At 35.5% G+C, this 23,197-nt stretch carries 20 protein-coding genes; 11 read left to right on the forward strand and 9 right to left on the reverse strand.

The window, feature by feature from the left end; translation table 11 throughout:
• The first annotated feature begins 11 nt into the window (after positions 1-11).
• The gene (locus tag PB01_RS02635) at positions 12-461 is read left to right on the forward strand and encodes a threonine/serine exporter family protein (RefSeq protein ID WP_151698743.1); all 450 of its coding nucleotides are present in this window, start codon (positions 12-14) and stop codon (positions 459-461) included.
• Between the two features lie 6 nt (positions 462-467).
• Here PB01_RS02635 and PB01_RS02640 read toward each other — a convergent pair whose 3' ends face one another.
• Positions 468-2,510 carry a bifunctional diguanylate cyclase/phosphodiesterase gene (locus PB01_RS02640; protein ID WP_151698744.1) on the reverse strand — a complete coding sequence of 681 codons (2,043 nt, stop codon included), beginning with the start codon at positions 2,508-2,510 and terminating at the stop codon, positions 468-470.
• 199 nt (positions 2,511-2,709) lie between these two features.
• On the opposite strand from PB01_RS02640, the gene PB01_RS02645 reads away from it, so the two are divergent.
• The 6 genes from PB01_RS02645 to PB01_RS02670 all read left to right on the forward strand — a co-directional run bounded on the left by PB01_RS02645 (position 2,710) and on the right by PB01_RS02670 (position 10,366).
• Positions 2,710-3,627, forward strand: coding sequence for a DMT family transporter (locus tag PB01_RS02645; protein WP_151698745.1), 918 nt, complete (start codon positions 2,710-2,712; stop codon positions 3,625-3,627).
• A 991-nt stretch (positions 3,628-4,618) separates the two neighbouring features.
• Complete coding sequence (locus PB01_RS02650; RefSeq protein WP_151698746.1) at positions 4,619-6,355, forward strand: ABC transporter ATP-binding protein; 1,737 nt, start codon at positions 4,619-4,621, stop codon at positions 6,353-6,355.
• A complete protein-coding gene (locus PB01_RS02655; protein ID WP_192797444.1) occupies positions 6,336-8,159 on the forward strand; it encodes an ABC transporter ATP-binding protein in 1,824 nt (607 codons plus the stop codon). The genes PB01_RS02650 and PB01_RS02655 overlap by 20 nt, the downstream gene beginning before the upstream one ends.
• Positions 8,160-8,168: 9 nt before the next feature.
• A complete protein-coding gene (locus PB01_RS02660; RefSeq protein WP_151698747.1) occupies positions 8,169-9,035 on the forward strand; it encodes a GNAT family N-acetyltransferase in 867 nt (288 codons plus the stop codon).
• A 269-nt stretch (positions 9,036-9,304) separates the two neighbouring features.
• Positions 9,305-9,724, forward strand: a complete 420-nt coding sequence (locus tag PB01_RS02665; RefSeq protein ID WP_151698748.1) for a VOC family protein — start codon at positions 9,305-9,307, stop codon at positions 9,722-9,724.
• A gap of 33 nt (positions 9,725-9,757) precedes the next feature.
• Positions 9,758-10,366 (forward strand): zinc dependent phospholipase C family protein, encoded by a 609-nt coding sequence (locus PB01_RS02670; protein ID WP_151698749.1) that lies wholly within the window; start codon positions 9,758-9,760, stop codon positions 10,364-10,366.
• 152 nt (positions 10,367-10,518) lie between these two features.
• On the opposite strand, the gene PB01_RS02675 is transcribed toward PB01_RS02670, so the two are convergent.
• Positions 10,519-11,817 (reverse strand): bifunctional DedA family/phosphatase PAP2 family protein, encoded by a 1,299-nt coding sequence (locus PB01_RS02675; protein WP_151698750.1) that lies wholly within the window; start codon positions 11,815-11,817, stop codon positions 10,519-10,521.
• A gap of 260 nt (positions 11,818-12,077) precedes the next feature.
• On the opposite strand from PB01_RS02675, the gene PB01_RS20805 reads away from it, so the two are divergent.
• Positions 12,078-12,245 (forward strand): hypothetical protein, encoded by a 168-nt coding sequence (locus PB01_RS20805; protein ID WP_192797445.1) that lies wholly within the window; start codon positions 12,078-12,080, stop codon positions 12,243-12,245.
• Between the two features lie 96 nt (positions 12,246-12,341).
• Positions 12,342-13,067 carry a glycerophosphodiester phosphodiesterase gene (locus tag PB01_RS02680; RefSeq protein ID WP_151698751.1) on the forward strand — a complete coding sequence of 242 codons (726 nt, stop codon included), beginning with the start codon at positions 12,342-12,344 and terminating at the stop codon, positions 13,065-13,067.
• Positions 13,068-13,743: 676 nt separating this feature from the next.
• Here the strand turns inward: PB01_RS02680 and PB01_RS02685 are convergent.
• From PB01_RS02685 to PB01_RS02700, 4 genes are read right to left on the reverse strand one after another with little or no spacing between them, the layout of a single operon-like run.
• The gene (locus PB01_RS02685) at positions 13,744-14,751 is read right to left on the reverse strand and encodes a FecCD family ABC transporter permease (RefSeq protein ID WP_151698752.1); all 1,008 of its coding nucleotides are present in this window, start codon (positions 14,749-14,751) and stop codon (positions 13,744-13,746) included.
• Positions 14,748-15,746: a FecCD family ABC transporter permease gene (locus PB01_RS02690; RefSeq protein ID WP_151698753.1), complete on the reverse strand. Its 999-nt coding sequence runs from the start codon at positions 15,744-15,746 to the stop codon at positions 14,748-14,750. The genes PB01_RS02685 and PB01_RS02690 overlap by 4 nt, the downstream gene beginning before the upstream one ends.
• A 59-nt stretch (positions 15,747-15,805) precedes the next feature.
• Positions 15,806-16,738, reverse strand: coding sequence for an iron-hydroxamate ABC transporter substrate-binding protein (locus PB01_RS02695; RefSeq protein ID WP_151698754.1), 933 nt, complete (start codon positions 16,736-16,738; stop codon positions 15,806-15,808).
• A 4-nt stretch (positions 16,739-16,742) separates the two neighbouring features.
• The gene (locus tag PB01_RS02700; protein ID WP_151698755.1) at positions 16,743-17,534 is read right to left on the reverse strand and encodes an ABC transporter ATP-binding protein; all 792 of its coding nucleotides are present in this window, start codon (positions 17,532-17,534) and stop codon (positions 16,743-16,745) included.
• Between the two features lie 122 nt (positions 17,535-17,656).
• Between PB01_RS02700 and PB01_RS02705 the strand changes: the two genes are divergently transcribed.
• On the forward strand, positions 17,657-18,697 hold the full coding sequence (locus PB01_RS02705; protein WP_151698756.1) for an NAD(P)/FAD-dependent oxidoreductase: 1,041 nt from the start codon (positions 17,657-17,659) through the stop codon (positions 18,695-18,697).
• 287 nt (positions 18,698-18,984) lie between these two features.
• Here the strand turns inward: PB01_RS02705 and PB01_RS02710 are convergent, their stop codons facing one another.
• Positions 18,985-20,007, reverse strand: a complete 1,023-nt coding sequence (locus PB01_RS02710; RefSeq protein WP_151698757.1) for a DUF2804 domain-containing protein — start codon at positions 20,005-20,007, stop codon at positions 18,985-18,987.
• A gap of 183 nt (positions 20,008-20,190) precedes the next feature.
• On the opposite strand from PB01_RS02710, the gene PB01_RS02715 reads away from it, so the two are divergent.
• Positions 20,191-20,679, forward strand: a complete 489-nt coding sequence (locus tag PB01_RS02715) for an amidase domain-containing protein (protein ID WP_151698758.1) — start codon at positions 20,191-20,193, stop codon at positions 20,677-20,679.
• A gap of 966 nt (positions 20,680-21,645) precedes the next feature.
• On the opposite strand, the gene PB01_RS02720 is transcribed toward PB01_RS02715, so the two are convergent.
• Both PB01_RS02720 and PB01_RS02725 read right to left on the reverse strand, forming a co-directional pair.
• Positions 21,646-22,497: a DegV family protein gene (locus tag PB01_RS02720; RefSeq protein WP_151698759.1), complete on the reverse strand. Its 852-nt coding sequence runs from the start codon at positions 22,495-22,497 to the stop codon at positions 21,646-21,648.
• A 106-nt stretch (positions 22,498-22,603) separates the two neighbouring features.
• Positions 22,604-23,176, reverse strand: a complete 573-nt coding sequence (locus PB01_RS02725; protein ID WP_151698760.1) for a glycerol-3-phosphate acyltransferase — start codon at positions 23,174-23,176, stop codon at positions 22,604-22,606.
• Positions 23,177-23,197: the final 21 nt, after the last annotated feature.

Raw genomic sequence — 23,197 nt, forward strand, 5'->3', positions numbered from 1 at the left:
GGAGGAAGCATATGTCGTATTTTTTACAAGGAATACTAAGCTTTACAGCGGCATCCGCGTTTGGAATAGTTTTCAATGCCCCAAAGAACTCCTTGTTCTATTGCGGACTTGTTGGTATGACGGGCTGGCTAATATATTCTTTTGTAGATCAATTGACGAGTGATCCGGTCAAATCTTCCTTTGCCGGAGCATTCACAGTTGCATTCGTTGCACATTTGATGGCAAAAAGGTTTAAAATGCCAATGATTATTTTTAGTGTAGCAGGAATTATCCCTTTAGTTCCAGGGGGAGTTGCTTATAATGCGATGCGCCATATTGTGGAAAATGATTATGGTTTAGCTATTGAGTTTGCCTCTCTTGCGTTAATGATTTCTGGTGCAATTGCTATCGGCTTAGTATTTGCGGAGATTATTACAAAATTACTATTAAGGACGATAAAAAAGCCCAAATTAAAACCGTGAAAAAACTTATATGTTTTTCACGGTTTTTGCATCTTTACTCAACAATGCTTCTACTTCATTTGCTGAAATAGGTTTGCTTACATAATAACCTTGAATAGCATCGCAACCCATATGTTTTAATAGCTGATATTGATCAATTGTTTCAACACCCTCCGCCACAACTCGAATGCTCAAGGAATGTCCAAATTGTATTAAGCCAAGAACAAGATGTTGTAACTTCTCTTGTTGCATAAGTGAGTTGATAAATGATTTATCTACTTTTAATTGGCTGATTGGAAGAAGTTGTAGATATCTTAAAGATGCATAACCAGTACCAAAATCATCTAGCACGAATGACACTCCATCTGCCTGTAACTTTTGCATTTGTTGGATAATTGGCTTCTCGGCCTCTGCCTCCAAGGCAAATTTCTCAGTAAATTCTATTTGTAAAGTTTCTGGTGAACAATTATATTTCTCTAACATTTTGCGAATTATTTTCACCATATTTTTATCTCGGAATTCTCGTATAGAGGAATTGTAACTTACCTTAATAGGAAAACCTTTGCTTTGCCAAATAGATGCTTGCTCACAACACTTTTCAAGCATAAAAGTACCTATTTCGTTGATCAATCCAGTTTCTTCAGCAATCGGAATTAGCTCTTCTGGAGAAATAACACCTAGTACTTCATCTTCCCAACGAACAAGTGCTTCCACAGTGGTAATTTTACCGGTCTGCACATCTTTTTGTGGTAGGTACATAACATGAAGATCATTTTGATTTAATGCTTCTAGTAATCGTTTTTCGATTTGTATCGTTCTACTGAGTTTGTATTGATCTGATTGGGAAAGACTTACAATAGTTCCTCCACCATCTTTTTTAATCTTTTGAATGGTGGCATTAGAAGCTTTTATCAAGTGTATATAGGATTGTTGATCTTCTGGATATTTAGTAATCGCACCACTTATTGTGATTGGAACAATCTTATTATTTAAATAAATAGGATTTTGTTTTAAATAGTTTGTGAATCCTTGTATATACCAATCGCTTAAAGGAGTAAGAAGTGCAAATTCATCCCTACCAGTTCGAGCGATGGTCGTCTCTTCAAAATATACTTTTAACCTTTTAGTAAACTCTATTAAAAGTTCTGCTTCTGTTCGATCATTGAATATCTCTTTCAATGTATAAAACTGATCTATTGTGATGAAAACAAAGGAAAAATTTCTATTCTCCACAATATGCTCTTTAACGACTTCTTCTAAACGATACCTACTCATCAGTCCTGTGTCTATATCCACGTATGCTATTTGCTCTAAACGAGATTGAAATAATTTTTTTTCTGTAACTTCCTCTTCCAATAATAAATAATAGAGCGTGTTATTCTTTGAGTCGGCAACTGGCATAGCAAGTAAATTTACCCAGTAGTTTGCACCGTCTTTCGTTGTTTTCTCAACAGTCCCTTGGAATCTTTCACCTCTGTTAAGAGTTTTCATTATTTTATCTGCAACTAGCATATTATCCGGTGTATCAGGAAGTAACTGCCAAAATGATTTACCTAAGATTCTTTTTGGAGTCCAGTTACTTTTCTTTAAAAATTGTGTATTAGCATGAGTGATTAAACCTTCTCTATCTAAATAAACAACCATAAAAGATTCTGACAGATTTTTTTTCAATAACTGTAGCTCTAAAAAGGAAGTTGATTCGGCATTTGGAATATGATCTGTTTCAACAAGAAATAAAACATAGCGATTATGTTCAAAAGTAAAGGATTTTGCTAAAAGAGAAGCCTTCGATTGTTCACCATTTTCGTGATAAAGCAGGACGGAATCATACCGAATGGGTTCCACATTATGTAATAGGTTTTCAAACAAGGAGGAAAAATGTCCTTGTAAACTATTATCAAATAAAGGAGGATAATCAGTTTTAATCTTATCAAAAGCATATCCGAAATGTCTTTCAGCTTCTCTACTAAACCAAATGATATTTCCATCTTTATCTGTCAAAAAGGTCGGATAAGGTAAATGGCTAAAAATAGTGCTGCATGAATCTAGTAATTCTTTCATAGAATTCATCTTTACGACCCCTTTCGTTATTATTCTATTAATTATATAGAATAGAGTGAACTTAGTCATTACTATAGAGCAATATATTCACGTTATTAAAGTAAATGGATATTTTGATCCAATTATATGGTGGTTTTATGGCCTATTTTTGTTGTAATAAAAATAAGTTAGAGTAAAATGAAAACAATGAGAATGAGGTGACTAGAAAGTGGAACGTTGGAAAGGCATTACATTAATAATAGTGGGTGCGATGCTTTGGGGTGCTTCTGGTCCCATGATGGAATGGGTATTACACAATAGTAATTTCTCAATTCAATTTTTTATGACAATTCGTTTGACTGTTGCTGGCCTATTTCTATTATTCTTTTTAAAGTTAAGTGGAAAGCAGATTTTTACAATTTGGAAAGAGCCAAGCTGGTGGAGGCAACTAGTCGTCTTTGGAATTTTCGGGATGCTTGGTGCTCAATACACATTTGTTGCAACAATAGAAGCTAGTAATGCATCAATTGCAACGTTATTACAATTTTTAGGTCCAATCTATATTGTTCTACTTGTCTCTTGGAAAAGTAGAAAGTTTCCTCCGAGGTATCAAGTGATTGGTATTGTCGGCACACTTTTGGGTTTGTTTTTTTTGTTGACGAATGCCAAACTGGACGAGCTATTGATAAGTACAGAAGCTTTACTTTGGGGGCTAGGTGTAGGCCTAACGTTTGCCTTTTATACGGTGTACCCAGCTAGACTTATGAAAGAATGGGGAGTACTAATTGTAGTAGGATGGGGTATGTTAGTGGGTGGTACAGTTTTAGCAATCGTTACTCAATGTTGGCGATCAAATGAGTGGAATTATTTGTCGGAGTTTCCAGTTAATTTGATGGTTGCTTTTATTATACTAATCGGTACTATTGCATTTGTGCTCTTTTTATCAAGTATGAAATACATAACCGCGGTCGAAACAAGCATTCTTTCCAGTATGGAACCCTTAACAGCTATGGTTATTTCAGTAATTTGGTTTGGACAAATTCTTGGAGCATGGCAATATTTCGGTGTAGTAGTTATGCTAGTTTTTGTTACATGGCTTTCCGTTGCAGGGGAGATTAAGTGGAAGAAGAAAGTTTTTGTGGAATAAAAAGTGTCATCGATAGTTTTGGGGAATTAATAGATCATGTATGATTGAAGACAAAAGGTTCAGGAATATGAAGGTTCCTGAACCTTTTCATTTTTTTTGAATAAGTCAATTTCATCATGCAGTGTTAGAACGTAAAATGCAAACAATATTAAAGTGAAATGTATAATATGCTTTTCATAGATAAGTATGATTTCCGCTATCGACGGACGCATTACGCGGGGTGAGCAATGAGCTCTCACCGCCGCTCACGCGTTCGTTGTGATGTCTCATTTGTCTCACAGAGGAACAAAGGCTAAGATCGCCACCTTTCACTACAATCCATGAGATGAGTAGTACTTAAGAAGAAAGTATAGGAAATTGATATACTAGAAATCGAGTATTCACAACGAATTGAAGTGCTTTTTAATGGTGACTACCTTACACAGGATTTCCTATATGTTTTTATTTTTACCGTTCACAGTATACATAAATAAGTGGGTGGATGATTAGTGTTGGTGGAACCTGGAAAAAATAGATAGCTTCTACAGATAAAGAAGCGCTGAGCGGACGAAATTGCATCTTCGTCCGCTTTTAAAAGAATAGGAAAGGATTTATTCTCTCATTAACCAAAACAAATTCATTATTTCTTTACATTTTTCAAGAAGGCGACGGACAAACAACTACCACAAGATTACAGAAAAAAGTGGATGGAGAAGTGACGCAGTCACTTATCCATCCACAGAAATTCCTATGGTAATAGTGTAGCCAAAATTCTTTTTGCGACGAGTAACCGGCAGGAGCAGATGTTTCGTCCAAAGCACTCTAGAAATAGAGAAGACAAGATGCACTTAAAGGAAATTTACATTTTTCTTATTTATTTTCATATTTGTCTATTATCAGAGATGACCTTAACAATGGGTCATCTTTTTCTATAAGTTTTCGGATAATTATGGCATAATAGGTTTTAACAATAATTAATTCGAGTAACGAAGAATCTAGGGGTGTTTTAAAAGTGAAGACAATTTTTTCTTATTTATCTCCATATAAATGGCTTACCATTACAGCATTAATGTTTATGCTCATTGAACTTTCTGTAGAGCTTATTCAGCCACTACTGATTGCGACGATCATTGATGATGGTATTTTAGCAAAAAATCAGCAAACGATTATCTTTTGGGGAAGTATTATGCTAGGTTGTTCGGTTGTTTCATTTTTCGCAGGGATTATTAATACATACATAGCATCCCATGTAGTACAAAGTTATGGATATGACATACGTCAGGCACTTTTTAAAAAAATTCAATCATTTACGATGGCAACTTTTTTAAAATTTCCTTCCTCAAGCTTAATCACACGATTAACAAATGATGTAACAATTACACAAAACCTTTTTTTCATGGGGTTACGCATTATGTTACGAGCTCCATTGATAGTTATCGGTAGTGTCGTAATGTCTTTCTTCGTCAATGCGTATTTAGCATTTTTCTTAGTAATTGGTGCACCTATTTTAGTCCTTTTTCTGTACTTTATGAGTCGAAAAGGGATGAAACATTTTGCAAAGGTACAAAAAAGTGTAGATCGAGTGACACGTAAAGTACAAGAAAACTTGCAAGCAGTTCGATTAGTAAAAGCGTATTTACGCGGCCACTTTGAGTCGAGCAAATTTGCAGGGGTTGCGGATGTACTGAAAATGGATAATGTGAAGGCATTTAGAATTATGGAGTTAATACTTCCAGTTCTTCTATTTGTTATGAACGTAAGTTTAATGGCAGTTCTCTGGTTTGGTGCAAAGGAAATACAAGCTGGAGGAGCACAAATGGGGGAACTTGTGGCAATTGTTAACTATGCAATGCGTATGACAGGTGCTTTTTCGATGTTTTCCTTTATTATTGTCTTTTTCTCTCGAGCCAAAGCATCTGCAGAACGTATGGAAGAAGTGTTAGTTGTGGAAGAAGGAATAGAAGAGATCAGTACTTATCCAGTCAATGCTCATCCAGGAGTCGGGGAAATCGAGTTTCAACACGTATCCTTTCATTACCCAACAACAGATGCCCCTGTTTTAAAGGACGTGTCCTTTACAGTTAAACCGGGTTCAAAGCTTGCGATAATGGGAGCAACTGGTTCTGGTAAATCGACTCTACTAAATTTAATTCCACGCTTTTTTGATGCAACAGAGGGAAACATTTTTATAGATGGAGTAGAAGTAAAAGACTGGCCATTGAAAGAACTTAGACAAGTAATCGGCCTAGTTCCACAACAATCGATCCTTTTTACAGGGAGCATTGAAGAGAATTTAGGTTGGGGGGACTCTACTGCAACAGAAGAGTTATTAAAAGAAGCTGCAAAACAAGCGCAAATTCACAACTCTATTGAGCAATTTCCAGATCAATACGAAACGAGAGTTGGTCAAAAGGGAGTCAATTTGTCCGGTGGGCAAAAGCAAAGACTATCAATTGCACGTGCATTAGTCCGTAAGCCAGAAATTTTATTGTTAGACGATAGTACAAGTGCTCTAGATGTTTCTACGGAAAATGCGTTGTGGGAAGCTCTAGAAGATGAACAAGCAACGATGCTTGTTATTACACAAAAAATTAGAACAGCTAAAGGTGCAGACCAAATTCTTTTACTGGAAGAGGGAATTGTCTCCGCTTATGGCACTCATGATGAATTGATGGAGAGCTCTTCTTTATATAGAGAAATTGCAGAATCACAGCAGGAGGGTGATCATCATGTTGAATCTCATTCGTAAACCTTTTGGATATGAACCGATTGTAACGAGGGATGACTTAAAGAAAAGTAGTAAGAAGAAAGTGGAAAAAGCATCTGACTGGAAAAGCGTACTTGCGCGTATTTGGAAATTAGTAGACGAGCAACGGTTTTTATTAATCATCGTGCTTTTATTAGTAGTTATAAGCTCTGCTCTAGCCTTGCTTGGACCATATATGATTGGAATAATAATTGACGACTATATTACGAAAAGCCGGTTTGCGGGGCTTTCGACGATAATTGGGATTTTAGTTATTGTGTATGTCTTTTTGTCAGTTGCAATGTATCTGCAAAATTATTGGATGATTGGTATTTCGCAGCAAACGATTTACAGACTACGAACCGGATTATTTAATCATCTACAAAAACTTCCAGTATCATTTTTTGATAAAAGACAACATGGTGAGCTAATGAGTCGGATGACGAATGATATTGAAAACGTTAGCCAAACGTTAAATTCATCTTTTATACAAGTATTTTCAAGTATACTAACGTTAGTTGGAACTACTGTAGTTATGCTTCTTTTAAGTCCTTTATTGACAGCTATTACGCTAGTAATCGTTCCTTTTATGTATGTTGCGATGCGTTGGATTACGAGACGTACGTCGAAATTGTTCAAGGAGCAGCAGCAAGCAGTTGGTGAATTGAATGGAATGATTGAAGAAACGATTTCTGGTCAACGAATTGTCAAGGCATTTTCCCAGGAAAGTCGTATGTTAGAAGAATTTTCTAAAAAAAGTGAGCGACTAAAAAGAGCGGGATTTTGGGCGCTGATTTATTCTGGTTTTATTCCAAAGGTGATGAACTTTCTAAATAATGTAAGCTTTACGCTTGTAGCAGCTGCAGGAGGTGTGTTGGCTTATTATGGGCAGGTAACAATTGGAGAAATTGTAATTTTCACAGAGTATGCACGTCAGTTTACGCGACCACTAAATGACTTAGCGAACCAATTTAATACAGTACTTTCTGCAATAGCAGGGGCAGAGCGTGTTTTTGGGATTATGGATGAACGTGTAGAAATTGACGAAGCGATGGATAACAAAGACTACAAACTAAAAGGAAATGTCACGTTTGAAGATGTAACATTCCGCTACAATCAAGAAGAGGAAAGCCCAACAATTCAGCATGTTTCTTTCCATGTAGATGCAGGTAAAACTGCTGCTTTAGTCGGTGCAACTGGCGCAGGGAAAACAACCATTATGCAACTTCTTGCTCGTTTTTATGAAGTAAATGAAGGGCGTATTTTAATAGATAATATTCCAATGGCGAACTTGCCAAGGCATACATTACGTAGTCAAACTGCGTTCGTATTACAGGATCCATTCCTTTTTGAAATGACTGTTAAAGAGAACATTCGTTATGGGAAATTAAATGCAACAGATGAAGAAGTATTAAGTGCTGCAAAAGAAGCGAATGCACATGATTTTATTATGAAGCTACCGAATGGATATGATACGATATTAACAGCTGATGGAGGAGAGATTAGCCAAGGCCAAAAGCAGTTATTATCGATCGCACGGGCACTAGTAGCAGATCCTGCTCTTTTATTACTGGATGAGGCAACGTCTAGTATTGACACCGTGACAGAACTAAAAATCCAGGAAGCACTCGAACGATTAATGGCGGGTAGAACGAGTTTTGTTATTGCCCATCGATTAAATACTGTTCGAAAAGCAGACCTTGTATTTGTAATGAAAAATGGAGAGCTTATCGAGTCAGGTTCTCAAGAAGATCTGTTAAAACAAAAAGGTAAGTATTTCGAAATGATGACGAACACGAAGATTTAAGGAGGATATATGAATATATCTATTATGACTGTCTCGATTCCGTTAGACGTAGAAACAACGGAAGAAATAAACGTACTAGTGAAAGAATCATTTCTTAGAGACAAAGTAAATTACACGTCACTATTAAGTGTTGATGAACTTTCCAATTATTATTTAAAAGGTTTTTGTGTGTTAGCATACGAAGACGAAACAGATAAATTAGTCGGAGTATTGTCCGCTGTAGATCGAATAGCTACACTAGATTTTGAATGGAGTGCGGTTGTCTTACCAAATGCTCGTAGGAAAGGTATTGGGGAGCAGCTAGTAAAAGAACTTGCGAAAAATTTAAAGCTTAGAGGAGCAGAAACAGAACTAGTATTGGTTCCTGAAAATTCGAAAAATGGTCAGCAGTTATTAAAGAAACTTGGCTATTTACATGACTTTTCAGAAATAACAATGGCAGCAAATGCAGAAGCAAATGAATCTTTTAATAAATTACAAATCACCTCATATAATATGGAAGAGTCAGAGCTAATTGAGGTGTTAGTAAGTGCATTTGGTGACACTGAAGAAGAAGCAAGAGAAATGATTGTTTTTAATAATGAAACTCCTAAACGCAAACTAATGCTAGCGATAGTAGATAAGGAAGTTGTAGGTACTGTTGCTATTGTGGATGATTCCGATAAATTATGGGTGACAGGGCTTGCAGTGCATAAAAAGTCTCGAGGAAAAGGAATAGGAACTAGTCTATTAAATTGGTCCAAAAATGAAGCCCATCATTTAGGTAAGACGGCTGTTTATCTAGATGTGGAAACAGACAATGAAAAAGCATTATCTGTCTATAAAAAAGCAGGATTTAAAAAAACAAATCATACGGATTTCTATAGAAAAGGGTGACTTGACTGGGTCCTTCTTTAAGATTGTAGACAAACTCGAAAGAAACGAGTTGTCTACAGTCTTTTTATTTAGGATAAATCGGGTTTTCCGAAACTTCCCGCTGGGCAACACTGAGCTGGGTTTCTCCAAATCGATATGGGTTTACCTGCTTTCGGCTATTAATATGTGTCTCAAGATACACATCCTAATAAGATAATTATTGAATTTAAAAGGACATAGATATGTAGGTGGAGAATATGTTTACTATCTAATTAAAGGAGAGGATTTGGGTGAAAGAAAAATTATTAAGGATAGGTACAACATATATACCTGTTACTAATGTAGAATTCTCTGCCGAATGGTATGTAAGTAGATTAGGTGCAGAGTTAAGCTATAAAGACGATGACAAAGCAATTCTAAATTTTGCAAACCAAAGTATATTTCTAGTTAAATCTAAAGAAAATGAAAGCTCTAACTTCTACGATTTTTACGGAGAAGAACGATTTTCTTTGACTTTTGAGGTAAATGGGTTAAATGCTTTAGAAGCTATTCATAAAGATTTTATAGAAAAAGAAATAAAAGTTGGAGAAATTGAAAACAGGGGACATACAGGGAGAAACTTTATTTTTTATGATTTAGATGCTAATAAATTTGATGTGTGGAGTGAATTAAGTCCAATATTTAAAGAAAGATATCTTAGCTCAAATTAGTATAGATGTAACCTGGAAGGGTGAAGGGGAATTATGGGTTCAAGAATAATGCACTTGGTTATTGCTAATAGAATTGCAGAAAGTCTAACTATAGAAGATAGAAGGGCGTTTCTACTTGGAGGTATTGCTCCAGATGCTGTTTCAACTAAAGACTTATCACATTTCTTTGAAGGTGAAGTACAAGATTATTCTAGAAGCGTTGATTATAAAGAATTTTTGCATAAATATAGTTCGCAAGTAGAAAGTCAGTATATATTAGGATATTTTACACATTTAATAGCTGATGATATATGGCTGAAGGGTTTTTATCTTCCCTGGTTGAAAAACAGAATGGAAGCCAATAAAGAAACATTTAATTTTTACCATAATGATTTCCGGTTACTGAATGGAAAGTTATTAGAATACTATGGTTTTACAGATGAATTAAGGGAAATGCTAAAGTTTCTCCCTACAATCCCTGATTTGCAAGAGGTAAAATCCAAAGATGTGGAAGTTTTCATTCCTTATGTATTGGGCGATATGCAATATGATAAGGAAGTTATAAATGAAAAACTTCATGTATTTACGTTTGAACAGATAATTGGTTATATAGAGACATCAGTTGATAAGGGGTTATTGAGTATAAAACCTTTACTTACTTAATATATTTTTAAATAACAATCTTCAATTACAAGGCAGCTTTAGTAGAAGAAGCAGATTGAAAATAAATATAAGAAAAAGCTCAGTTGAACTGAGCCTTTTAATCTTAATATACAAAGAACAACAAATGGGACTGACACTTGAATTTATGGGTGTCAGTCCTCCTTCGTATTAGATTTCATTGACTGCAATTTTACAAAACGAAATATTTCTAACAAAACCATATTTAGACTAGCCCAAACTCCTCCAAAAACGTACCCAGCTACTACATCACTTGGGAAATGATTATTAAAATAAATTTGACTGAGCCCTACAAGAAATGAGACTCCAATAACAAAAAGAAACAAGCTTGTCTTAATCCAAGTTAAGTGAATATGTCGAGCGAAAAGAAAAGATGTAAAACCTAAAACTGTTACAGTTATAAGTGTTTGTTCACTTGGGAATGACTCCGGTAAAAGACTTGGACCAACTCGAAGGAAAATTTCTGTTAATACTTCGGTTAGATAGGCACCACCAAGTAAAACGAATAGCAAAAAAGATACCTCCAACAAGCGGTTTTCCTTTTGGAACATGATGAAAACAAATGTGATGAAAGAAATAGTGAAAAGTAGGTAATAAGAATATAAGTAGGAAAAAATTGTCATCCAAACCTTCCAGCTTTCATCGAAAATAGCTTGTACGATAAAGGAAGTTATATTGTCAAAATCAGCAAACTCATGTGCTAAAAAATCTTGAATTAAGCCTACCATCAGGAAGAAGAGGGTTAAAAACAAGATAAAAGAGAAAAGAAGTAGAAATCGAACCTTCCTTAATGATTGAAAAGTTTCGATCAACTTGTTCAGCAAAACAGAAATTGAAAAATATAATTTTTCGTGATATTTGGTAAATAAATAGTAGATTATGGCCAGGGTTACTAAGGTAATGCCTATGATTACTAGATACTTTGTAATTGTTTGTTGGTACTGTTCCCACTGGGGACCAAGAACTTTTCCCAGTGAAATAAATGTTGATGTCCATAAAAAAGCACCTGCATAAGCATATAAGGCATATGTTCGAAAAGGCATACGTGTAATGCCAGAGAAATAACCTGTTATATGACGAATACCAGGAATAAAGAATGCGATTACGAGTAGCTTCACTCCAAAACGTTCAAACCACAGTGACGTTTTCTTTAACTTTTCAGGACCAAAATGAATTCTGTGCCCATGTTTTTCAAAAAAACGGGGTCCTAATTTCATGCCTATCCAATAAGATAGGGTCATTCCAATTGAAGTGCCTATTCCAGCTGTTAAAATGCTTAGCAGCCAACTATAATGCCCCTGGTAAACCATCAAACCAGCATAAGTCATAAGAACTTCCCCAGGCAAAGGGAGTGCAAGAAGTTCAAGGAAGAGTGAAATTCCAAGCACAAAGTATCCGTATTGATCCATTAAGCTTTGTATGAAGTGTGCCATGTTGCCCTCCTGGATTGTTTGTAAACTTGAATTAAACTGGTATTCAATAAGTCGTATGACAATTTGAATTAATGAATGAAATCATTATAAAGCAATAATCTCTTCTTTAACAATTGAAGTGATTTAAAATAATAAGAACATATCGTTTTCAATCTCCGAACTGGATTAACAAACTCTAAACATACACTCCACATCTTTTTCATAAACTTTCTATAAGATGAATGGGGAAGAGACCATTCAATCGAAAAGGGGAGATACTATTGGGTTTAATTGAGCACCATGTAACAATGAAAATTACGAAGAAACGGTTGAATTCTTTACCTTTCACTTACGTAAGAAAGAAAGCACAAACAAGTTTGCAATGGATTATATTAAAAAAAGCAAGGCCACCTAAATTGAAATACATTCCGATTCCACCTAGAAAATAATTAGGTATACGTCATTCCCTTTATGTGGATGACGTTTTTAATATATGGTGAAGTATATAATGAAATAAGGAATAAATTGATTGAGGAGGTATTCAATTGAAAATTTATGCACATAGAGGGTCGGCAGGGACACTTCCAGAAAATACGATAGCTTCTTTTAGAGCAACAGCGATATTACCTGTACATGGCGTAGAGTTTGATGTTCATATGACAAAGGATGGAGAACTTGTTGTTATTCATGATGAGTCCATTAATCGCACATCAAATGGAAAAGGTTTTATTAAAGATATGACATTGGCGGAACTAAAAAGTTATGATTTTGGCGAATGGTTTTCTACTAAGTTTAAAGGGGAAAAAATTCCTACTTTAAGAGAAGTACTTTATGTTTTTAAAGATACGCATCATCATTTGAACATTGAATTGAAATCGGATGTTTTTCCATACGAGGGAATGGAAGATAAGGTTCTAGAAATGTTAAAGGAGTATAGATTAGAGCGCAGAGTTGTTATTTCTTCTTTCAACCATGAAATGGTAAGCAACTTTAAAATGCAGGCTCCACAAATCGAAACGGCTATTTTATTTATGGAAGTAATGATAAGACCTGATGATTATGCAAATATAGTTGGAGCAGATGCATTACATGCTTTTTTTCCTACCGCTTTTAGAGCAATGGGAAAAGAAGCTATAGCTAGTGGAAGACAATTTCGCGTGTTCACTGTAAATGAAGAAATCTATGCAAATATGCTACAAGAAATTGGTGTACACGCGATTTTTACAGATTTCCCAGAAAGGATGTACCAATTTTTGAATCGAAGAGTCTAATGAGTAGAAGTATTGTTAAAATGTCAGTATAACTGGATATGCAAGCAGACCAATTAAAAAGAGGATATCTCACACGTCGAAAATCAAATGACGGATGAGATATCCTTTATTTATTAGATTATGTTAATGTTATTGGTTGATTTTGATATCCGTGTTTTTTACTACTGGTCTCGGGTTGAACACAATTTATCTCGAAGTTCCACAAACGGTAGATAAATGCACTAGTTAAGTCGCTCTAGAGTTTTGCAATTAGACTAGTACTTTGAAAAAATATCATTCTAGTACTAGGTGTAAAGGGACTTTGATTAGTGTTTATAAACGATTCCTCTATCCTTGTAAAAGTTTGATCTTGATTGTTTTTACTTTTGCCGTCCACGATTTACATAATTCAGAGGCAGATGATTAGAGAAGGTGGTACTAAAGAAAAATAGATAGCATCTATTTATAAAGAAGTGATGAGCGGACGAAATTGTATCTTCGTCCGCTTTTAAACGAATAGGAAAGGATTTATTCTCTCATTATCCAAACCTTATGCACCTTGTCTTTGCCTATTTCAAGAAGGCGACGGACAAACATCCGCCACAAGATTACCAAAAAAATAGTGTAGTCTATGTTTCGTCCATAGCACTATAGAAATAGTAAAGACAAAATGCACTTAAAGGACGTTTACATTTTTTTATTTTTTCAATAATAAATACATAAAATAAGGTGCACCGATTAAAGCAACCATAACTCCAGCTGGAATTCCATTTGGTTCAACAATATTTCGACCAATTGTATCTGCAAAAAGTAATAGCCAGCCACCAATTAATATAGCAATTGGTATAAACAATTGATGTCTTGGACCTACTAGTGACTTCGCAATATGCGGAGCCATTAATCCGATAAACGCAATACCTCCTGTAACAGAGACTGCTGATGCTGCAAGTGCAACAGCAGCAAGCAAGAGAACAATTCTTTCTTTTTCAATAGATACCCCAACCCCAACAGCTACAGGTTCACTTAATCCTAATAGATTTAATTTATTTGCTTTATAAAAAGTGAAAGGGATAAGAACGATTAGCCATGGTAAAAGTGCTAATATAAATGGCCAATCAGATCCCCAAATGTTACCAGCTAGCCATTTTGCGATAAAATCTACTTTTTGACGATCTGCTGATGAAATAAGCACAATCATCAAACCGGATAATGCCATGGAAAAACCAATTCCGACAAGTATTAATCGGACTGGCTGTAAGCCTACTTTTCGATTATAAGATAGTATGTAAATAAAAAATGCAGTAAGTAAAGCTCCGATAAACGCAACAAGGGGAAGCATATATACAAAAGAACCGGGTTGTATAGGGAAAAATAAGAAAAATAGAGCTATTGCAACTCCAGCTCCAGCATTTATACCAATAATCCCTGGGTCAGCCAAATCATTGCGTGTAATGCCTTGTAAGATTGCACCAGATAAAGCCAATGCCATTCCTGCAAGAAATGTAATAACAATCCGTGGTAAACGAACCGAAAATAAAACAAATTCTTCTTTAAATGTCCCATTACCTAATATAGTTGGTAATAAGCGATCGAATGATAAAGAAGAGTAACCAATTCCAGCGCTAATAAATGCAGTTAACACAATTAGGGCAAGTAAAATTAGTAGAATGATACGTTGTTTTTTTAATAGGTGAGATTGAATCATTGGAATACACTTCCTCCTTTGCGCACAATGAGAAGAAAGAAAGGCAGTCCCATTATTGCGATGATCGCTGCAACGGGGGTTTCATAAGGAATGTTTATAGTACGACCAAGTGTGTCAGCGATAAGCATCATAATAGCGCCAACTACAACCGACATTGGAATGATAAATCGATAATCAGTTCCAACAACAGCCCGGACGATATGGGGTACCATTAACCCAACGAATGCCATATTACCAACAATTGCCACAGATGCTCCAGCAAGTAATATAACTACAATAAAAAGAATCATTTTTATTTGAGCGGTTTTCTGACCAAGCCCAACAGCAACCTCTTCATTTAGACTCAAAATAGTAAGTTGTCTAGAGAGTAACAGAGCAACTAAAATACCAATACCAATAAAAGGACTAATAATTGCTAACTGTTTCCAAGAGGTTCCGATTAAACCACCTGCAGTCCACATGGAGACATCTTTTGACACTTTAAAATAAATTCCAACACCATCCGCAATTGCATATAAAAAAGCAGAAACAGCAGCTCCGGCAAGTACAATTCGCAATGGAGAGAAGCCTCCTTTTTTCGCTGCGCTAATGCTGAACACCATAATAGCGCCTACAGCGGCTCCAATAAAACACGCAATCGTAATGCCTAAATAGTTGGAAACAGGCAGAAGTGCAATCGTAATAGCGAGTGCAGCATTTGCTCCAGAAGTGAGGCCAAGTAAGCCAGGGTCTGCCAGAGGATTGCGCGTTATTCCTTGCATAATAGCTCCTGATACAGCCAGTGCGGCACCAACGATAATAGCTGCGACTTCTCGTGGAAAACGAATTTCACGAAGAATATTTATTTGATCATTTTTCAAATTTGAAAACATTGCTTGCCATAAATCCTGGATAGATGTTTGTGCCGCCCCAAATACCATAGCGACGATAAACATAGCGAATAGTAAAACCAAACTGACAATGAACTTTTTACTGAAATGAGCAGAAGATTTCATAGTACGTTCCTTTCTCCATGAAGAAAGAGGAATTCTTTTATCGAATTCCTCCCCAATCATTACTTACTGTTTAAAAAGTGATCTTTGAAGAAATCAAGTTGGTAGTCTAATGAAATTGGATCATTAAAATAAAATTCCTTCGCATTTGCTTCAAATACCCGATTATTTTTTACTGCTGGAATGTTTTTGTAAACATCTGTATCTTGGAAAGAATTATCTTGATCGGACGCTTTACTGAAAATAACATAGTCACCAGCAAATTGAGGTAAAACTTCTAATGATAATGCATAATATCCATCTTTTAATGCCATCTCTTTGACTTTCTCAGGCATTGCTAAGCCCATCGCTTGATAAAGTACTTCCGTTCCGCGCGCCCAGTTATTACCAAATACGTATAATTGTTTGTCGAAGTTTTCAATTACTGAAACGGTTGCATCCTTGCCGATAGCCCCTTTAATCTCTTCACCCGCAGATTTAGAACGTTCTTTAAAGTCATTAATCCAATTCTGTGCTTCTTTTTCTTTGTTTAAAAGTTTTCCAATTTCTAAATGCTGTGTTAAATAATCTAATTTTCCATAAGTAAATGTAACTGTTGGTGCAATTTCTTTTAATTTATCTAAGTTTTGTGTGGTAGAAAGACCGATAATTAAATCCGGGTCTAGTTCAATAATTTTTTCCAAATTATCTTCTGATACTTCTTCAACACCAGATAAATAGCTATCGTATCGTGGATTTTGTTTAGACCAAGAATCTACTCCTACCATTTTAACACCAAGTGCTGCTACGTTTCCAACAAAAGAAGATACGACAACTACACGTTTTGGATTCGCGGGCACTTCCACTGGACCTTCTTCAGACTGATAAGTAATTGTTGTTGGCTCTTCTTTTTCTTCCGTTGCTTTTGAGTCTGTCTTGGTATCAGTAGAATCATTACCGCAAGCAGCTAAAATTAGTACAAACAAAAATAATATGGGCATTAGAAGTTTTTTCATTTTGTTAATCTCCTTTAAGTAAATTGTATGTAATACACATTGGTTTGTTTGTTCTTGGATCGACGCCGATTTCAGCATTGATATTGAACACATCTTGTAATACTTCTTGCGTAATAACTTCGTGGCAGCTACCGGCTTTAACAATTTCTCCTTCTTTTAAAGCAATAATATAATCCGCAAAGCGTGCAGCTTGATTGAGATCATGTAAAACCATGACAATAGTACGTTTTTCATCTTGGTTAAGTTTTTGAAGAAGTTCTAGTACTTCTAACTGATGAGCCATATCTAAATAGGTAGTTGGTTCATCTAAAAATATAATTTCCGTTTCTTGAGCGAGAGCCATGGCAATCCAAACCCGCTGACGTTGTCCACCGGATAAGGCATCGACGGGGGAGTATTTAAACTCGCTTGTACCAGTCACTTGTAGTGCCCATTCAATAACTTCGAAATCTTTTTTTGAGAGCCGTCCGAAGCCTGTTTGATAAGGAAAACGTCCATATGAAACAAGCTCACCAACAGTAAGTCCACTTGCGCTTTCAGGTGTTTGGGGTAAAATGGCCATCTTTTTTGCAAGTTGTTTCGTATTTTCCTTTGCAACATTTTTTCCGTCTAGTACGACAGAACCAGACTGATGCGAAATAATTCGTGTAATTGCTTTAAGTAAAGTAGATTTACCACAACCATTTGGTCCAATAATTGTAGTAATTTTTTGATCAGGTATTTCAACAGACAATTCTTTTACAATTAATCGATCATCATAGGCAATAGACAAATCATCTGTATATAGACGAACCATATTATAAACCTCCATACTTATAGTTGCGTTAAGAAGTGATAACGATTATCATTATCATATGTAACTATATTTAATTTAATGATAGGTGTCAACAAAAATCTTTTGATAGGAGATTAGAGAATATGGAAAATATATTTGATGTGACAATTATTGGTGGAGGACCAGCAGGACTTTACTCTGCCTTTTACAGTGGTTTAAGAGAAATGAAAGCAAAAATTATTGAATATCAACAACAATTGGGTGGAAAAATTCATGTTTATCCGGAGAAGATGATTTGGGATGTTGGAGGACAAACGCCAATTTCAGGAGAAAAGTTAATTGGTCAATTAGTACAACAGGGGTTAACATTTGATCCAGAAGTAGTATTAAATGAGAAAGTAGAATCTATTGATAAAGATGAGAATGGAATTTTTGTTTTACATACAACTTCCGGTGAGATGCATTATTCCAAAACCATCATAATAGCTGTTGGAAGTGGAATATTAAACCCAACAAAGCTTGAAATAGAAGGGGCAGAACGATTCGAAGTTGGGAATTTAAATTATACCGTAAAATCATTGCACCGTTTTAAAGGAAAAACAGTCATTATTTCGGGTGGAGGAAATGCCGCGATAGACTGGGCTAATGAACTGGAGCCAATTGCTAAAAAAGTATATGTGACATACAGAAAGGATGCCTTGAACGGACATGAAGCACAAGTAACTCAACTATTAGAAAGTTCCATAACTTGTTACTTCAATACGACTATTTCAAAACTTATAGCAAGTGAAAATCATGACGTTATTCAACAAGTAGTATTAACAAACCATGAAACAGGGGAAATATCCTTATTAGATATAGATGAAGTAGTCATCAATCATGGGTATGAGCAAGATGCGGATCTCTTAAAGAAAAGCGAAATAGATATTCAAATTGCTGAAAACTTTTATGTAGCAGGCAATAGTTTGAGTGAATCTTCCGTTGAGGGTGTGTATGCTGCAGGAGATATTTTACAACATCCGGGTAAGTTGTATTTAATTGCAGGTACTTTCCACGATGCTGCAAATGCAGTCAATCAGGCAAAACAATATATTCAACCAGATGCAGATAGTATTGCAATGGTTTCATCTCATAATGAAGTCTTTAAGGAAAGAAATAAAGAACTAATCAAACAGCTTATTTGAGTTGATTTTATAAATAGCAATTTTTTATTAAAACACGAATAATGATTACTTTTTTGAATGGAGCGACAGGCGGCGCCCCGCGGAAAGCGCCTGCCTATAGCGGAATCATGCTGGTTTATGAAGAGCATATTATACATATTCTCATATTTTACTTTATTGTTTTTGTTTTATTCTCTAACTTTGAATTATGAAATTAATTCATTAAATAAAAAAAGCTGAGTTACATTTCTCAGCTTTTTACCATTTGGCTTTATGCTCCTGCGCAAAGCTCGTCGCAGAAAAGCCATTTACCATTTGGCTTTATGCTCCTCGATACAGCCTAATAATTGATGAATTTGTAGAGTAAGACCGTTTTCTAACTGTATTTTGCCATTATAATATCCAACCATTTGATGGACATTTGAAGTGACAAGCTTCACATCTGTTTTTGCAATCCTTTGGAAGAAGGGAGTGAATGTTAAATTTACTTCATTTGAAAACTTGGTTTTTATTGTCCAAGGTTTCATGAAATCACTTGTGTCATAGTTAAATAATACATCCTCATGAATTTTCGTGAGGATGCCATCTATAAAAATAGCATTTTCTGTCATACCTGTTCCATCTGTCCATTTTCCGCCCAAGTTCAACCCGATTCTTTTGGAACCAACACGTTGGGAAGCAAACCCCCAATTCCATAAAGCTTCTCGTGGCCAAACACCTCTACCATAATCTAGTACAGAGAAATTATCTTCGGCTTGAAAAGAATAATGAGCATCTCCGATTTTGACAAAACCAGTAGTAGGCAATAAATGATGTTTCGCTGTAAATTGAAATTGTGTCCGACTCCATGGAATGACGACATTGAGTGATTCATCCTCTAAAGGGTGTGAAATATGTAAATCAGCATGTAAGAAATCTCCATCGAAGTTAGGGACAGTAACCATCATATGAGTTTCATTTTGTAGATATAAAAGTTGAATCGACATTTCTTTTGAATGTAAATGAACGCTTTCTAAAACTTGAGTAGGCATTTTCACTTTATTTCCCAAAGGAATAGTTACGGTCTTTTCCACGTAACGTTGCGTTTCATAGTTTAAAAAATATACAAAGCAAACTGCTGCATAATCTAAGTGACTAATTGTTGCCGAAAAAAGGATTTCATCTCCAAACACACACCAATAATTCCACTTTTTCTTCCGCATATAATGTCCTTTTAAGTTACTTTCAATGATTGGCTTCTTTGCATATCCAATCGCTTTTGGATTTAAATTGCCTTTTTCATCACAAAGCAAAGTAGGCATTGTAATTTCTTTCTCTGCATGTTGTGGCATTAGCCTTCTTCCTTTCTAAACAAATAAAAAAACAGAATTCTTCCTATTCAGGTTCTTTTTTAACACCAGTGTTTTTCTTGTTTGATTTTTGTTTTGAAAATAAAATACAATTCAATTCATTGAATCAATACTAGCATATTTTTTAAACGAAAACATATAAACAAAAGAGAGGGAGGTGGAAAATTGGCAACATATAACCGCAAGGCAGCGGTAGCCTATGCGCAGAAGTGGTGGAATAGTCATAATCCTAAGTTTCCTGTTTTCGATGTAGATTGTACTAACTATATTTCACAATGTTTATTTGCAGGTGGTGCTCCCATGCGAGGACAGCCGAATAGGGGAAAAGGGTGGTGGCTTGGAAATCACACGTGGAGCTATAGCTGGAGCACACCGCACGGGTTACGATGGTATTTGGCAGGATCGACAAAGGGGTTGCAAGCGACCCAAGTGGATTCTCCAACGCAATTAATACCGGGAGATCTTATTTTTTATGATTTTGAAGGAGATGGTAGATACGATCACTCGACGATTGTGACCAGTATCAAGGATGGTATGCCATATGTAAATGCACATACAAATAATAGTAGAGACAGGTATTGGAACTACGAAGACTCCTATGCACATACACCAAAAACAAGCTATATTTTCTTTCAAATAAAAGATAATTTCTAAAAGAAAAAGTGTACCTAAACGAAGGATGTTTAGGTACACTTTTTAGATATAGAAAGTCAAATAAGTTATTTACTAAAGATATCCAGTGAATTACTAGTTAATTTGGTGAGAAAACAATAGATGCTCGGCATTTCTTCCGGTAATCGTATGGTAGTCTTTCGTCCGTCACTCTCCACAGACACAAAAAAGCGAAGTGCTAAAGCTTTTGAGAATGAAAAAATAGTATATTTCCTATTCATACAATAAGCAGCCAAAAATGCAGTTTTGGCTGCTTAGCCCCACTTTTAAAGCGTTTCAGTCTTTTCGATTTTAAAGTAAGTGGCACTTTTTTACACTGCAGTTCCATGCAACTAGTATTTCTTTGCAAAAATAAGCAACAAATGCAAGGTGAAAAAGTGTAAAGTTCCCGAAATTGTATCTTCTTGAGCTTAAAACCTACATAGAACGGTAGCTTTTCATCGAATAGTTCTCTTAAGAGATACATAGGTATTTGAAATTGGATGCAAGGTAAGTTCTAGATGTAGAGGGAATCTGGTTAGTGTTTATAAGTTGTGCCTCTAATCTTGTAAGGGCTTTATCTTGAATGTTTATTACTTTTACATGCACAGTTTACCTGAATCAGGGGGTGCATGACTAGAGTAGGTGGTACTAGAGAAAAATAGCTAGCATCCATGTATAAAGAAGCGCTGAGCGGACGAAATTGTATCTTCGTCCGCTTTTAAAAGAGTAGGATAGCATCTAATCTCTCATTATCCAAACCAATTGCATCGTGTCTCTACGCAGTCCAAAAAGGCGACGGACAAACATCTGCCACAAGATTACCAAAAAAAAGAGGATCTGGAAGTGACTGCGTCAATTACAGATCCTCTATAAAATTCTTCGTTTATAGTGTAGCCAATGTTTCGTCCAAAGTACTCTAGATATAGAGAAGACAAGAGTACTTAAAGGACGCTAGCATTTTTCTTATTATTTGACATACCAAAGTACTGCTAAGGTTTCTTCACCTGCGTGAACTGCTAAAGACGAACTAATTTCACCAATGGATACTTGCAGGCTCGGTAATTCGAGTTGAATTGCATCTTTTAAATCCTTCGCTTGCTCTATTGCATTAGCATGCATAATGTATACTAGTTCTACACCTTCTGATTGAAAAGATGCTATTACTTTTTGAATCAGATATTGTATCGCTTTTTTGTGAGATCGAACTTTATCCAGTTCTTGTAATTCACCTTTATTGTTAATTTGAATAATTGGTTTTATTTTTAAAAGACTTCCAAGATAGAATTGGGCACTGCTTAATCTACCGCCTTTATAAAGCTGTGTTAAGTTGCCGATTAATATGTAGTTACGGAATTTAGTCGCTTCTATTCTTAATGACGAAGCAATTTCCTCAAATGATAAACCTTGTCCTTCTAAATGAAACCCTCTTTCTACTAAACCTGTAATTCCAGCAGATAATGAAAGAGAATCGACACATTCCACATGAACTTTTGCAATTTGAGCGCCATTTAATGAAGAAGACATCGTTCCACTTAAACCGTTGGAAACATGGATAGCAATAATTGACTCATACTCTTTGCTTAGTTTAGTATAAAGTTCCACAAATTCACCAGCAGATGGCTGAGATGTTTTTGCTGATTCCGTACCATTTCGAATGCGTTCGTACAATTGTTCCGAAGTTAAATCTACTCCGTCTATAAATTGTTGTTGACCAAAATGTATATTAAGCGGAATAATATACACATCCGGATGCTCCTTTAGCATCGTATTCACAAACGCACTGCTATCTATTACCCAAGCGATTTTTCTCGTATTCATACTAAACATCCTATTCAATAAATTATTTATTTTATAATAATTATAGCATATTGAGCTATAGGATACTTTATAACTATGGTCAAAATTACTATATTTTATATAATAATTAGGACTGCTTTTTCCACCATCTTGCATGCCATGATTCAGCTAAATCGTTGCGATGACGAACGAGAATGACTATGATTGCAACCGAAATAGGCCATGCACTGTAAAAGGCAGAATTTATCCAACATATGAAAGCATACGAAAGAAAAGCCAAGAGCATACTTAATGTTGCACTTCTAATCATTACGAGTAAAACGACAAAAAATACTGCCAAAATACCAAAAAGCATTGGATTATATACAAGTGCTACACCGATAAAAGTAGCTATTCCTTTACCGCCTTTGAACTTCAGCCAAAACGGATAAAGATGGCCTAATATGACTAGAAGTCCACCTGTTGCAATAATCGCTAAAGAAAAATTATAATAAAAGCCTATATACATAACAAGAATCCCTTTTAGTGCATCACCTAAAAAAGTTACGAAGAATGCTGACTTTCCAAGAACTGCACCAGCATTTCTTGCCCCTAAATTTCCACTGCGTATTGAGCGTAGATCAGTTTTTTTCCATTTACCTACCCACCAAGCGGTAAGAAAAGTACCGATAAAATAACTAATTATCCAATATAAATACATTACATCACCCCATCGAGTTTG

The sequence above is a fragment of the Psychrobacillus glaciei genome (assembly GCF_008973485.1).
Taxonomy (GTDB): Bacteria; Bacillota; Bacilli; order Bacillales_A; family Planococcaceae; genus Psychrobacillus; species Psychrobacillus glaciei.